14 protein-coding genes are annotated in these 13,425 nt (G+C 74.4%); 5 read left to right on the plus strand and 9 right to left on the minus strand.

Features of this window, described 5'->3' with window-relative positions:
* Window positions 1–46: 46 nt before the first annotated feature.
* Together AC3CHW_RS10630 and sigE are read right to left on the minus strand one after the other, a co-directional pair.
* On the minus strand, window positions 47–970 hold the full coding sequence (locus AC3CHW_RS10630) for an anti-sigma factor family protein (RefSeq protein ID WP_488470267.1): 924 nt from the start codon (window positions 968–970) through the stop codon (window positions 47–49).
* Complete coding sequence (sigE, locus tag AC3CHW_RS10635; protein ID WP_176166386.1) at window positions 967–1,743, minus strand: RNA polymerase sigma factor SigE; 777 nt, start codon at window positions 1,741–1,743, stop codon at window positions 967–969. Before sigE ends, AC3CHW_RS10630 begins: the two co-directional genes overlap by 4 nt.
* A 141-nt stretch (window positions 1,744–1,884) precedes the next feature.
* On the opposite strand from sigE, the gene AC3CHW_RS10640 reads away from it, so the two are divergent.
* Window positions 1,885–2,559 carry an O-methyltransferase gene (locus AC3CHW_RS10640; protein WP_176163919.1) on the plus strand — a complete coding sequence of 225 codons (675 nt, stop codon included), beginning with the start codon at window positions 1,885–1,887 and terminating at the stop codon, window positions 2,557–2,559.
* 605 nt (window positions 2,560–3,164) lie between these two features.
* Here AC3CHW_RS10640 and AC3CHW_RS10645 read toward each other — a convergent pair.
* A complete protein-coding gene (locus AC3CHW_RS10645) occupies window positions 3,165–3,332 on the minus strand; it encodes a DUF3117 domain-containing protein (RefSeq protein ID WP_003966491.1) in 168 nt (55 codons plus the stop codon).
* A 570-nt stretch (window positions 3,333–3,902) separates the two neighbouring features.
* On the opposite strand from AC3CHW_RS10645, the gene chcB reads away from it, so the two are divergent.
* Window positions 3,903–4,703 (plus strand): 2-cyclohexenylcarbonyl CoA isomerase, encoded by an 801-nt coding sequence (chcB, locus tag AC3CHW_RS10650; protein ID WP_488470268.1) that lies wholly within the window; start codon window positions 3,903–3,905, stop codon window positions 4,701–4,703.
* 171 nt (window positions 4,704–4,874) lie between these two features.
* On the opposite strand, the gene AC3CHW_RS10655 is transcribed toward chcB, so the two are convergent.
* Together AC3CHW_RS10655 and AC3CHW_RS10660 are read right to left on the minus strand one after the other, a co-directional pair.
* Entirely contained in the window at window positions 4,875–5,492 is a 618-nt protein-coding gene (locus AC3CHW_RS10655) for a DNA-3-methyladenine glycosylase I (RefSeq protein WP_387600494.1), read from the minus strand.
* Window positions 5,489–6,169 (minus strand): DivIVA domain-containing protein, encoded by a 681-nt coding sequence (locus tag AC3CHW_RS10660; RefSeq protein WP_488470269.1) that lies wholly within the window; start codon window positions 6,167–6,169, stop codon window positions 5,489–5,491. Before AC3CHW_RS10660 ends, AC3CHW_RS10655 begins: the two co-directional genes overlap by 4 nt.
* Window positions 6,170–6,291: 122 nt before the next feature.
* On the opposite strand from AC3CHW_RS10660, the gene folP reads away from it, so the two are divergent.
* On the plus strand, window positions 6,292–7,152 hold the full coding sequence (folP, locus tag AC3CHW_RS10665; protein WP_398609336.1) for a dihydropteroate synthase: 861 nt from the start codon (window positions 6,292–6,294) through the stop codon (window positions 7,150–7,152).
* Between the two features lie 93 nt (window positions 7,153–7,245).
* Here folP and AC3CHW_RS10670 read toward each other — a convergent pair whose 3' ends face one another.
* Together AC3CHW_RS10670 and dapE are read right to left on the minus strand one after the other, a co-directional pair.
* A complete protein-coding gene (locus AC3CHW_RS10670; RefSeq protein ID WP_398609337.1) occupies window positions 7,246–8,034 on the minus strand; it encodes an LOG family protein in 789 nt (262 codons plus the stop codon).
* Window positions 8,035–8,248: 214 nt separating this feature from the next.
* The gene (gene dapE, locus AC3CHW_RS10675) at window positions 8,249–9,337 is read right to left on the minus strand and encodes a succinyl-diaminopimelate desuccinylase (RefSeq protein WP_187062103.1); all 1,089 of its coding nucleotides are present in this window, start codon (window positions 9,335–9,337) and stop codon (window positions 8,249–8,251) included.
* Window positions 9,338–9,515: 178 nt separating this feature from the next.
* Between dapE and AC3CHW_RS10680 the strand changes: the two genes are divergently transcribed.
* Complete coding sequence (locus AC3CHW_RS10680) at window positions 9,516–10,601, plus strand: VldE C-terminal domain-containing protein (protein WP_398609338.1); 1,086 nt, start codon at window positions 9,516–9,518, stop codon at window positions 10,599–10,601.
* 464 nt (window positions 10,602–11,065) lie between these two features.
* Window positions 11,066–11,473, plus strand: a complete 408-nt coding sequence (locus AC3CHW_RS10685; RefSeq protein WP_488470270.1) for an ATP-binding protein — start codon at window positions 11,066–11,068, stop codon at window positions 11,471–11,473.
* Between the two features lie 209 nt (window positions 11,474–11,682).
* Here the strand turns inward: AC3CHW_RS10685 and dapC are convergent, their stop codons facing one another.
* Together dapC and fdxA are read right to left on the minus strand one after the other, a co-directional pair.
* Complete coding sequence (gene dapC, locus AC3CHW_RS10690; RefSeq protein ID WP_488470271.1) at window positions 11,683–12,804, minus strand: succinyldiaminopimelate transaminase; 1,122 nt, start codon at window positions 12,802–12,804, stop codon at window positions 11,683–11,685.
* A gap of 263 nt (window positions 12,805–13,067) precedes the next feature.
* Entirely contained in the window at window positions 13,068–13,394 is a 327-nt protein-coding gene (gene fdxA, locus AC3CHW_RS10695; protein ID WP_176163910.1) for a ferredoxin, read from the minus strand.
* Window positions 13,395–13,425: the final 31 nt, after the last annotated feature.

Consider the following 13,425-nt stretch of genomic DNA (forward strand, 5'->3'; position numbering starts at 1 on the left):
ACCGACCCGCGGCGCGTCGTGCTCTCGCGCCCGTCCTCGTCGGCGGTCAGCGGGGGCTGCCGCCCAGGTCCGCCCCGGCGCCGGTCAGCGGCGTCGGCTGGCTGGCCGGGTGCGAGGGGACGTCCATCTGGGTGGGCGCCGGGGCCGCCTGCCGCTCGCGCGCCTCGGGCTGGCCGCCCGGCGACCGGGCCGCCACCGACAGCACCGGGTGGAGCAGCGGCGGCAGCGCGCTGCCCATCGAGTGCAACGGCGCCTCGTGCGAGCGCGGTCGCACGCCGGGGTGGGTGGTCGCGGTGGGTGGCTGCGTGAGCGGCATGCCGGTCCGCGGGTCGAGCTGCGCCGAGCGCTCACCGCTGACCGAGAAGAACCCCATCGACCGGCGGGCGTTCTCCTGCGCCCCGGCCCAGGTGCGGTCCCCGCCGTCCGTACGCAGTGGCGTGGTCGCGGTGCCGTTGCCCTCCCCCCGGCCACCGGGCGAATCCACCGCGGCGTCCAGGGGCAGCGCGCCACCGAGCGCGACGGCGGCCAGCGACACGGCGCCGGCCGCGGCGAAGGCGAACCGCCTGCTGCGGGGCAGCGCGCGGTCCACCTCGTGTATCCGGAAGCCGCGCTCACGGGGGGCCGAGGCGCCCGCTGGCAGGAACGCGAACGTTTCCTCGCGCAGGTCAAAAGGGTCCCGGTCGCGCGCCGGGCCGTCGAGCGGGGAACGCTCGTCGTCGCCGGTGAGCGCGCCAGCGGGCAGGTTCTGGAGCCGCGCGAGGAACCCCTCCGACGGAGGGGGCGGCGCCGCCTGGGCGAACACGTTCTTCAGTCGTCGCTGTTCGTCAGCCTCTGCCTTGCAGCGAGGACACGTCGCCAGGTGCGCGAGCACCCGCTCGCGCGCATCATGTCCCAACTCGCCGTCGACCAGAGCCGCGAGGCGGTCGCCGAGGTGCTGCTCGGCGGGGGACTGACCGCCTGATCCGGTCACGCGATCCCTACCTCCCCGCTGAGCCCCGGCGCGGCCGGGGACACCGAGGCGACCGCGCGCTGCTCGGCGCGGGCCGATGGGGAGCGGTGCTGGAGGGCCTTGCGCAGGTGCGACCGGCCGCGGTGAATGCGGCTGCGCACCGTGCCGAGCTTCACGCCGAGCGTCGCGGCGATCTCCTCGTACGAAAGGCCCTCGATGTCGCAGAGCACCACGGCGGCCCGGAACTCCGGCGCGAGGGTGTCCAGCGCCTGCTGGACGTCGGCGTCGAAGTGGGTGTCGTTGAAGTGCTGCTGCGGGGACGGCTCGCGGCTGGGGAGCCGCTCGGCCGCGTCGTCGCCGAGCGCGTCGAAGCGGATGCGCTGCCGGCGGCGGACCATGTCCAGGAAGAGATTGGTCGTAATGCGGTGCAGCCAGCCCTCGAAGGTGCCCGGCGTGTACGTCGACAGGGAACGGAAAACCCGGACGAACACTTCCTGGGTCAGGTCTTCGGCGTCGTGCTGGTTACCAGTGAGACGGTAAGCGAGGCGATAGACCCGTGCGCTGTGGGTGCTGACGATCTCCTCCCAGGTGGGAGGGGTCCACGCCTGCGAATCCGCATCGGTGGCGAAAGTCGCGGTAGCTGCGGATTCGGTAGTGCGGAAACGGTCAGCAGTGTTTGTCACGGATTTCGGCTCGTCCGTCGGCCCGCGAAAGCGCCGCAGCACTCTTCGGCCACCGGTCGCAGCCGCACCTCCCCTGTCGGCTCTGGTGGTCTCCAGTAGAGCCCCTACCATATCCACCTCGCCCGTTAGCTCCGGATAAGCAATATTGACCTGCATTTGGACTTGATCGCTCGGTGCTCGCGCGGTCTGTCCGCCCCCTTTCAACGCCCGGTCCCATCTGCGGGTTCCCGAGCGCAGCGGATACAGTCACCGTTGCGTCAACTACGGGGACAGGAGAGGGCCATTACCGGCAACCGGCAGACGAGCTGGGCGTTCGCCGAGGCGTACGGCGTCGAGCACATCGACGACACAGCGCTGCGCTGGGCTCGTGAGCGGGCCCGGGAGGCGGGGCTGCGTTCGGTGTCCTCGGGCACGGGCGCCGCGCTGCGCCTGCTCGCCGCCACCGCCGACGCCAAGGCCGTGGCCGAGATCGGCACCGGCACCGGCGTCTCCGGCATCCACCTCCTGCACGGCATGCGGCCCGACGGCGTCCTGACGACGGTGGACCTGGAGCCCGAGCGGCAGCAGTTCGCCCGGCAGGCGTTCCGCGCGGCGGGCTTCGCCGGGAACCGGGCCCGCTTCATCCCCGGCCGCGCGCTCGACGTGCTGCCCCGGCTCGCCGACGGCGGGTACGACCTCGTCTTCTGTGACGCGGATCGCGCCGAGTGCCTCGACTACCTCGCCGAATCGTTGCGCCTGCTGCGCCCCGGCGGGCTGGTCTGCTTCGAGGGCGTGTTCGCCGACGGCCGCACGGTGGAGTCGGCCGCCCAGCCGACGGAGGTGCTGCGGCTGCGCGAGCTGCTGCGCGCCGTGCGCGAGTCGACGGTGCTCCAGCCGTCCCTGCTCCCGGTGGGCGACGGCCTGCTGTGCGCGGTCAAGCGCGGCTGACCGGTCACCCCCCTCTATAGGGGGCTCTCTCCGCGCCTTCCCATGCCGACCGCCACGGGGCGCGCGCCTGCCCGTACGCCGCGCGAAACCGTGCCGGCGCTCCGCTCGCTCCCCGCGCCGCGAATGGCGCGGAAGCGCCCCGGTGCCGGAACTTCCGGGCCGCGCAATCAGCCATCGGGGCACGGTGACAGCGGCCGGAGCGGCCGGCTCGAATCCGCTCAAGCCACGCGAATCCCCCGCCTCGCCGGCAGAGACGAAGGTCACGCCGCGTGGCGGCCCTCCGGCGTCGCGGCGGGCCCGGAACGGGCGCGGACGGCGGCCTGGGGCAGGGAAAGCGGAAGGCGGCGCGTACCGGTCCCGCGACCCGGCGCGGTCCCGGCGGCGGGCGGGGTCGGACGCGGCGGGCGTGAGCGCGGCGCGACGGGCTCGGGGCGGGCGTGGGTCGGGGCCGGGCGCGGGTCGGGGCGGGTCGGAGCCGGCATGGGCCGGGGCCGGCGTGGGCCGAGGCGGGGAGTGGGCCCCGGCAGGCGGCGGGAACGCCGCTGCCCCGGCTCCTGGTTCTCACCAGTGACCGGGGCAGTGCGCATGATTCCTGTGGCCCGCTGCTAGCCGACGACCTTCTTCAGTGCGTCGCCCAGCGCGTCGGCCTCGTCCGGTGTCAGCTCGACGACGAGTCGACCGCCGCCTTCGAGCGGAACGCGCATGACGATGCCCCGCCCCTCCTTGGTCACCTCGAGCGGGCCGTCGCCCGTCCGCGGCTTCATGGCCGCCATGCTCGTTCCCCTTCCTGAAACCAGCTCATCGCAGCCGACAACCTAGGCGTCACCGGCATCGAACACATTGCTTCCCCGCCATTATCCCGCATGCCATGACCCGATGACCAACGGCGGCGGTCATCGCCTCCACACCCGACTCCCCCAAAACCACTCAATTCGGCGATCGGGCCGCGATCCCGCACGACGGCTCGGCCCGAACGGTAGGTCGGTTCTTTGACGCAGGTCACATGACGGGCGCGCGGATCTCCGGCATGCTGATCGCGGACCGCGGGAGCGTACACCGACCTCCGCGCCCGGACCGGCCGGCATATCCACGGGCTGATCGGAACGCGGCGGTCCGCGGCCGGGCCGCGGCGGTGGTCGTGGCCGGCCGTGGCGGCTCCGTACGGGCCGCGCGGGCCGTACGGCACCCCGCCGCGTGGCACCGTGGTCCCCGCGCGGCGTCCCCGACCGGGGCGGGCCGCGGCGCGGCGCACCGTGGCCCCGGACGACGCCGCCCGCACGTCCCGCGGGCCCGCGGACCGCGGGCGCGACGGACCCACGGACCCATACGGAGGGGACCCACCCATGGCCGACACCGTGCTCTACGACGTGACCGAGGGACTCGCGACGATCACCCTCAACCGTCCCGACGCCATGAACGCGCTCAACACCGAGCTGAAGGTGGCGCTGCGCGACACCCTTCGGCAGGCCGCGGACGACCCGGCCGTACGCGCCGTGCTGCTGACCGGCAGCGGGCGCGCCTTCTGCGTCGGACAGGACCTCAAGGAGCACATCGAGCGGCTGCACGACGACACGGTGCGCGCCTCGGGCGCCACCATGGACACCGTCAAGGAGCACTACAACCCCATCGTCGCGGCCATCGCCGAGATGCCGAAGCCGGTCGTCGCCGGGGTCAACGGCGTCGCGGCGGGCGCCGGCGCGGGCTTCGCCTTCGCCGCGGACTACCGCGTCGTCGCCGACACCGCCTCCTTCAACACCTCCTTCGCCGGGGTCGCCCTCAGCGCGGACTCGGGCGTCTCCTGGACGCTGCCCCGGCTCATCGGCCACGGCAGGGCGGCCGAACTCATGCTCTTCCCCCGCTCCGTCAAGGCCGAGGAGGCCGCCGGCCTCGGCATCGCCAACACGGTGGTCCCGGCCGCCGAACTCGCCGCCGAGGCCACGAAGATCGCCCGCCGGCTCGCCGAAGGACCCACCGTCGCCTACGCCGCGATCAAGGAGTCACTCGCCTACGCGGCCGGCCACGGGCTGCTCGACACGCTGGCCAAGGAGGACGAACTCCAGGCCAGGGCGGGCGCGTCGGAGGACCACCGGATCGCCGTGGACGCCTTCGTGAAGAAGGAGAAGCCGACCTTCCTGGGCCGCTGACCCCGCGCTCGCGCCGCCCACGCCCCCGTGGCTGCCCGGGCCCCGCACACGCCCGGAGCGCGGCGGCGCCCTGAGCACGGCCCCCGCTGAGCACGGCGCGCCCCGCGCCCGGCGACACACCGCGCCCGTCCCGCGTCCGCCCCAAGCGGCCCGTGGGGCGGGCGCGGTGTGCTAACCGCCCTGGCCGGCCCGCCGCACGTGGCAGTCGGCCAGGTGGTCGTTGACCAGGCCGCACGCCTGCATGAGGGCGTAGGCCGTGGTCGGGCCGACGAAGCGGAAGCCGCGCTTCTTCAGGTCGCGGGCGAGGGCGGTGGACTCCGGCGTTATCGGGGGCACCTCCTGCGCGGTGCGCGGCGCCGGGCGGTCGGCGTGGTCCGGCGCGTACGACCAGATCAGCTCGTCCAGTTCGCCCTCGGCCAGTTCGGCGGCGACCGTGGCGTTGTGGATGACCGCCGTGATCTTGGATCGGTTGCGGATGATGCCGGGGTCGGCGAGGAGCCGCCGCACGTCCTCGTCCGTGAACTGCGCCACCGCCTTGATCCGGAAGCCCGCGAACGCCGCCCGGAAGCCCTCGCGCCGGCGCAGGACGGTGATCCACGACAGGCCGGACTGGAAGGCTTCCAGGCTCAGCCGCTCGTAGAGCGCGTCGTCCCCGTGCACCGGGCGGCCCCACTCGTGGTCGTGGTAGGCGCGGTAGTCCGCCATCGACTCCGCCTGGAGTCCCCACGCACACCGCAGCAGGCCGTCGGGCCCCGCCTCGGCCCCCACCGAGGTCTCCGTCTCGCTCACGACCGCTCCTCCTCTTCCTCGCCCCGGCCCGCGCGGCCAGACCCGGGCTCGGCCGCCCGACGCCCGGGCTCGCCACCGTCGCCCGCGGCGGACTCGGCTTCCTCCTCGGGCTCGGCTCCCCCGTCGGGCTCGTCGCCCCCGGCGGGCGCGGCAACGTCCCCCTCGGGCGCGGCAGCGTCCCCCGCAGGGTCGGCCCGGTCCGCCACGGCCGGCGCGCTCTCGGCGGGAGCGGGCGGCGCACTCCCCGCGCCGCTGCCTCCGCCGGCCACCACGCTGGCGCCACCGGCCACCACGCTGGCGCCGCCGGCGCCCGGCCCGGGGGCTTCGCCGGCGCGCGCGGCGCCCAGGTCGCCTATCAGCCCGGGGCCCCCGTACGCCCCGGCCTCGGTGCCGGCGACGACGGCCTCCAACTCGGCGATCCGGGCGTCCCGCTCGGCGAGTTCGGCGCCGAGCCGGCCGAGGGCGTCGTCCACCTCCGCCATCCGGTATCCCCGCAGGGCCAGCGGCAGCCGCAGCGCATCGATGTCCGCGCGGTCCACCGGCCGGTCTTCGGGCAGCGGGTCGAGGAGCCGATCCGGCTGGGCCTCGGGCAGCGCGGCGCCGTCGCCACCGCCGACCACGACGAGCGTCACCGCCCCGACGACCGCGACGAGCGCGATGAGCAAGAACCAGAACACGACGACTCCCCGAGGTGCATCCGCGATTCAACAGCCTCGATCGTGCCATGCCCCACTGACACCGTCTCCGTACGCCGCAGCGGTTAGGGTCGCTGCCGGACCACGGACGAGGGAGTGAGGCAATGTTGCGGCTGGGACGGCGCCAGTTCGACACGCACGAGTCGGTGATCATGGCGATCGTGAACCGTACGCCGGACTCCTTCTACGACCAGGGGGCGACCTTCCGGGACGAGCCCGCGCTGGACCGTGTCGAGCAGGCGGTGTCGGAGGGGGCCGCCATCATCGACATCGGTGGGGTCAAGGCGGGCCCCGGCGAGGAGGTGAGCGCGGCGGAGGAGGTGCGGCGCACGGTCGGGTTCGTCGCCGAGGTGCGCCGGCGCCACCCCGACGTGGTGATCAGCGTCGACACCTGGCGGCACGAGGTGGGCGAGGCGGTCTGCGAGGCCGGCGCCGACCTGCTCAACGACGCGTGGGGCGGCGTCGACCCGAAGCTGGCCGAGGTCGCCGCCCGGTACGACGTGGGCCTGGTGTGCACGCACGCCGGCGGCGCCGAGCCCAGGACCCGGCCGCACCGGATCGCCTACGACGACGTGATGGCCGACATCCTGCGGGTCACGCTCGGCCTCGCCGAGCGCGCCGCAGCGCTCGGCGTGCGCCGCGACGCCATCCTGATCGACCCCGGGCACGACTTCGGCAAGAACACCCGGCACTCGCTGGAGGCCACCCGCCGGCTGGACGAGATGACCGCGACCGGCTGGCCGGTGCTCGTCTCGCTCTCCAACAAGGACTTCGTCGGCGAGACGCTCGACAAGCCGGTCAGGGAGCGGGTCATCGGCACCCTGGCCACCACGGCCGTCTCGGCCTGGCTCGGCGCGCGGGTCTACCGGGTGCACGAGGTGGCCGAGACCCGGCAGGTGCTGGACATGGTGGCCACCATCGCGGGCCACCGGGCCCCGGCCGTGGCCCGTCGCGGCCTGGCCTGACGAGCCGCCCGCCGCGACCGGCTCCGCGCCCCGCCGCGCGGCTCGCCGCCCGCCCGGGGCGCGGAGCCGCCGGCAGGGGCGGTCAGCGGGCGCTCAGACGCCCGTCTCCTTGCTGACCAGCGCGACCGCCTCGTCCACGTCGTCCGAGACGTGGAACAGGTCCAGGTCCCTGGGGGACGCCTTGCCCTGGGCGATCAGCGTGTTCTTCATCCAGTCCACCAGCCCCTCCCAGTAGGCGGAGCCGAACAGGACGATCGGGAAGCGGGTCACCTTGCGGGTCTGGACCAGGGTGAGCGCCTCGAACAGCTCGTCCAGCGTGCCGAGCCCGCCCGGCAGCACCACGAAGCCCTGCGCGTACTTCACGAACATCGTCTTGCGGACGAAGAAGTACCGGAAGTTCACCCCGATGTCGACGTAACGGTTCAGGCCCTGCTCAAACGGCAGCTCGATGCCGAGTCCGACCGAGACGCCACCGGCCTCGTACGCCCCCCGGTTCGCGGCCTCCATCGCGCCGGGGCCGCCGCCGGTGATCACCGCGAAGCCCGCGTCCACGAGCGCCCGCCCGATCCGCACCCCCGACTCGTACTCGGGCGAGTCCGGGGACGTGCGCGCCGAACCGAACACGCTGACCGCCGGGCCGAGTTCGGCCAGGGCACCGAAGCCCTCCACGAACTCCGACTGGATGCGCAGCACTCGGAACGGGTCCTCGTGCACCCAGCCGCTGCCGCCGTGGGTGTCGAGGAGGTGTTGGTCCGTCGTACCCGACTGCATCTGGCCCCGGCGGCGCACCACTGGCCCAAGTCGCTGCTCCCGCTGCGGGGCCTGCTCCCCCGGCGTACGTCCGGTCTCGGCAGGCGTACGCCCGTCCTCGGCATTGGCCATATGCGCTCCCTTCGCGTGCACCTCCCCCCGCGGGGCGGGGGGAGGACCTGTGCGCTTCAGCGTATGCCTCCGGCACGGCCGACCAGCGGGGTTTCACACGAGCAAGGCCAGCGGTACGCGTACGGGACGGGCACCAGCCACCGCGTGTTCAGGCCAACCACGCGGCCACCCGCGCCCCGGTCGGCACGCCGGTGGCGCGGGTCGAACGGCCGGCTCAGGCGGTCAGCCAGGCGCGCAGCCGCTCCTCGGCGCGCAGGATGGCGCTGACCGAAACGTGCTCCTCGCGGGTGTGGGCCAGCTTCGGGTCGCCCGGGCCGTAGTTGACCGCGGGCACCCCGAGCGCGGAGAAGCGGGCGACGTCGGTCCAGCCGTACTTGGGGCCGACCTCGGCGCCGACCGCGGCGACGAACGCGGCGGCGGCCGGGTGCTCCAGGCCCGGCAGCGCGCCGGGCGAGCTGTCGGTGAGGACCACGTCGTACCCGTCGAAGACCTCGCGCACGTGCGCGAGGGCCTCCTCCTCCGAGCGGTCCGGGGCGAAGCGGAAGTTGACGGTCACGGCGCACGCGTCGGGGATCACGTTGCCGGCGTGGCCGCCCTCGATCCGTACCGCGTTCAGGCCCTCGCGGTAGGTGAGTCCGTCGATGGCCACGCTGCGCGGCTCGTACCGGGACAGCCGGTCCAGGATCGGCGCCGCGTGGTGGATGGCATTGTCGCCGAGCCAGCTCCGCGCCGAGTGGGCGCGCCTGCCGGTCGTCTCGACGCGCACCCGCAGCGTGCCCTGGCAACCGCCCTCGACCTGGCCCTCGGTGCCTTCGAGCAGCACCGCGAAGTCGCCCGCCAGCCAGTCCCGGTGCCGCTCGGCCAGCCGCCGCAGGCCGTTCAGCTCGGCGGCGACCTCCTCGTTGTCGTAGAAGACGAACGTCAGGTCGCGGTTGGGCTCGGGCACCGTGGCCGCGATCCGCAACTGCACGGCCACGCCCGACTTCATGTCGGAGCTGCCGCAGCCCCAGAGCAGCTTCTCGCCGTCGGCGGTCTCGGTCAGGCGCGAGGGCACGTTGTCGGCGATCGGCACGGTGTCGATGTGGCCGGCGAGCACGACGCGCTCGGCGCGGCCGAGGTCGGTCCGCGCGACCATGGCGTTCCCGTCCCGGTCCACCCGCAGGTGCGGCAGGTCGCGCAGCGCGCGCTCGATGGCGTCGGCCAGCGGCTTCTCCTCGCCGCTCACCGAGGCGAAGTCGACGAGGCGGGCGGTCAGCTCGGCGGCGTCCACGGACAGGTCAAGTACGGGGTGCTCATGCTCCATGAGTGTGACCCTACGGGGTGCCGCGCCGGCCGGCCCAGCGCGCCCATGCCCCGCGATCCGGCCCCCGCTCGCGTGCGCGCGCCCGTGCGCGACAGGGGGAAACGGGGAGCGGCCGGCGGTCTGCCGGGCCCGTGGCCCCTCCCGTGGCGGGCGCACGCACTCCAGTACGGTGTGACGCGTGTCCCTCCCCTTCCTCCGCAACCGCGCCCGGCGGGCGCGCGCCGGGGTGGCGTGCGCGGTCCTCCTCGCGCTGGTCGGGTACGCGACGGCGCACGTGCTGACCGGTGGCGGCGGCCCACCCCGCTGCGTCGTACGGGCCGACGGCCAGCGGCTCGAACTCGATCCGGAGCAGTCGCGCCACGCGGCCACCATCGCGGCCGTCGCCGCGTCGCGCGGTCTGCCCGACCGGGCGGTGACCATCGCGCTCGCCACCGCCATGCAGGAGTCGGGGCTGCACAACATCCGCCGCGGCGACCGCGATTCGCTGGGCCTCTTCCAGCAGCGCCCCTCGCAGGGCTGGGGCACCACGCGGCAGATCCTCGACCCGGTCTACGCGTCGGGCAAGTTCTTCGACGACCTGGTGAAGGTGCCCGGCTACTCGCGGCTGCCGCTGACCGTCGCGGCGCAGCGCGTGCAGTTCAGCGGCTTCCCGCAGGCGTACGCGAAGCACGAGGCGAAGGCCCGGCTGCTGACCGCGTCGCTGACCGGCCACCTCGCGGCCTCCTTCCGCTGCCCGGCGCTGCCGGACGACGGGGAGCCCGGCGACCCGCGTCGGCTGCGGGCGCTGGTCGCGCGGGAGTTCGGGCCGGTGGTGGGCGGGCCGGGCGGCGGCGACGAGGCGCGGCGCGGCGGGAACGCCGCCACCGAGCTGGGCGGCATCGGCGAGCCGGACACCGGCGCCGCCCGCGAGGAGTCGGCCGACGGCGGTGCCTCCCCCACGCCGGCCGAGGGCGCGGCGGGCCCGCCGGGACCGAGCGCGCGGCCGGGCACGGACGAGGGGGACGCGGGCGGTTTTGAGGTACGCGTCCCGGTGCGGGCGACGGCGCCGGGCGGCGATCCGCGGCAGCGCGGCTGGGAGTTGGCGCACTGGGCGCTGGCGCACGCCGGCGAACTGCGCATCGCGCGCATCTCCTTCGACGGCCGGGAATGGTCGGCGAGCGCGTCGGAAAAGGGTTGGCGAACGGTTTCCCGAAAGGGCGCCCATTCCGGGGATTCGGTCGCGGGGAATTCCCGGACGGAGGTACGCATCGAACTCGCCCGGTGAATCCGGCCCGCGCGGTGATTTCGACGATCCTTCGCGAGCCGCTCCCCGCTCTCGCCCCCCCCGCTCAGCGACCGTTCCCTCCGAGGGCCCGGGCGGGCGCGGCGCGCCGGACGCCCACGGAGGACCGCGCGCCCACCCTCCCGTTCGGCGACGACCGCCCCTTGGCGCCACTCACCGCCCGACCCCGGTACGCCGTCACGCGGAGCCCTCCCGCGTCGGGGCCGGGCATCACGAAGCCCGTCGGCACGTGCCGTGGGGCCTTTGCGGGTGGGGCACCGGTAATTGGCGTGCTCCAACTGGCGCGATAATGCGACACATTAACAATTCATTACCTTGCGGAACCGCAACTTTCCGAGTCCTCACGCGGTAGTCACTACGTCCACGCGCTGGACATCCACATCAGGCGTCGCACATTCCGATGTCGCGCACCAGACGTTTTCGCATGACACCGTCGAAGGAGCACTATGTCCCTCCCCCTAAAGCGTCGGATCGCCCGGGCCGCGCTGTTGGTCGCCGCGGGCGCGGCTCCCCTGGTCGGCGCCGGGGTGGCGCAGGCGGCCCCCGCGCCGTCCCCGAACGAAATGACCGGCCCCCCGCTGGGCCAGGCGGTGGACGACGTCTCGCGGGAGACCACGCGAACCGCGGGCGAGGTCGGCGGCGGACTCGTCGAGAAGGCCGGGCCCGCGGCGGGCAGGGTCGTGGGCCCGCTCGGCAAGAAGGCGGTCCGGCCGGCCGAGGAGGCGCAACAGCTCGCGAGCAAGGCGCTCCCCCAGGCCCCGTACCAGCAGAGCGGTCCGTCGCCCATGGGCGGTCTGCTGGACGGTGGGTTCTCGCCCGACAACCTCACCGGCACCGACCTGCCGATCGGCTGACACCACGCGCCGCCGTCGCGGGCGCCCCTCTTATGGCGGGGCCCGCGACGGCTCCCGGCGCGGGCGACGGGCCCGGCGAGCGCCTCCCTGGTGGAGCGCTCGCCGGGCCCGTTTCACGTGCCCGTACATCGGCGCGGCGCCGGGCGCCGGTGGTTCTCGGCGGGGCTCGCCAGGGCCCGGCCCCGGCGTTCCGTGCTGACCGGCGGGCGTCAGTCCTTGAGGCGGGCGACCGCCGCCGCGACCCGCTCGTCCGTCGCCGTCACGGCGACCCGTACGAAGCGCTCCCCCGCCGGCCCGTAGAAGTCACCCGGGGCCACCAGGATGCCGCGCCCGGCCAGGTCGCCCACGGTCTCCCAGCACGGCTCGTCGCGCGTGGCCCACAGGTAGAGCGACGCCTCGCTGTGCTCGATGCGGAAGCCGTACGCCTCCAGCGCGCCGCGCAGCGCCGCGCGCCGGCGGGCGTACCGCTCCCGCTGCTCGGCGACGTGCGTGTCGTCGCCCAGCGCCACGACGGTGGCCGCCTGCACCGGCGCGGGCGTCATCAGCCCGCTGTGCTTGCGGATCACGAGGAGTTCGCCGAGCACGGCCGCGTCGCCGGCGAGGAAGGCCGCGCGGTAGCCAGCCAGGTTGGAGCGCTTGGAGAGCGAGTGGACGGCGACGAGGCCGTCGAAGGAGCCGCCGCACACGTCCTCGCGCAGCACCGAGACCGGCTCGGCGTCCCAGCCGAGCTCCAGGTAGCACTCGTCGCTGACCAGCAGCACCCCGTGCCGCCTGGCCCACGCGACGGCCCGGCGCAGCTCGTCGGCGCTCATGACGCGGCCGGTCGGGTTGGACGGCGAGTTCAGCCACAGCAGCCTCAGCCCGGCCGGGTCGAACGCGGCCAGCTTGGCGTCGTCGGCGAAGAGGTCCTCGTCGTACGCGACGGGTTCGGCCCGCGCGAGCCGCGCGCCGACCTCGTACGTCGGGTAGGCCAGGCGGGGGAAGGCGACCCGGTCGCCGGGGCCGAGCCCGAGCTGCGTCGGCAGGGCGGCCACCAGTTCCTTCGACCCGACGACCGGCAGCACCTGCGCGTGGGCCACCTCGCGGGCGCCGAGCCGGCGCTCGACCCAGCCGGCGATGGCGTCGCGGAGCGCGACGGTCCCCCACACGGTGGGGTAGCCGGGGCTGTCGGCCGCGTCGGTCAGGGCGCGCTGGATCGCGGCGGGGACCGGGTCCACCGGGGTACCGACCGAGAGGTCCACGATGCCGTCCGGGTGGCTGGTCGCGGTGGCCTTGTACGGCTCGAGCCGGTCCCAGGGGAAGACGGGAAGGCGGTCGGTGACGGGGGACACGGTGCCTCGTTTCCTGTGGTGCCTGTGATGTCTGTGGTGCCTGTGTGACGCGCTGTCGCGGGCCGCGTCCGTGGCGCGGACCGCGCCGGTCACGCGGTCCCTACGGCCGGGCCGTGCGCGGCGGCCCGGAAAACGTCTCGGCCCCGTGCGGCCCGTCGCGCGCGCCACGGGGGCGGGGAGGGCCGTACGGGACCGAGACCGCGCTCGTCGCGCGGAGCCTGGCGGGACCGGACGAGGTCAGCGGTCACTCGTCCGGCCGCGGATCACTCGTCGTGGCTCTGCGGCGGGAGCGCTGCGATGAAGGGGTGGTCCCGCTCGATCAGGCCGAGCTTCGAGGCCCCACCGGGCGAGCCGAGCTCGTCGAAGAACTCCACGTTCGCCTTGTAGTAGTCCTTCCACTCCTCGGGAGTGTCATCCTCGTAGAAGATGGCCTCGACCGGGCAGACCGGCTCACACGCACCGCAGTCGACGCATTCGTCAGGATGGATGTACAAGGACCGCGAGCCCTCGTAAATGCAGTCGACGGGGCATTCCTCGATGCAGGCCTTGTCCTTCAGGTCAACACAAGGCTCCGCGATGACGTAGGTCACGCTGTCGTTCCTCCTCGGTAGGGCTGGCGGG

Source organism: Streptomyces sp. MGP-BFMKR1, from assembly GCF_057766585.1.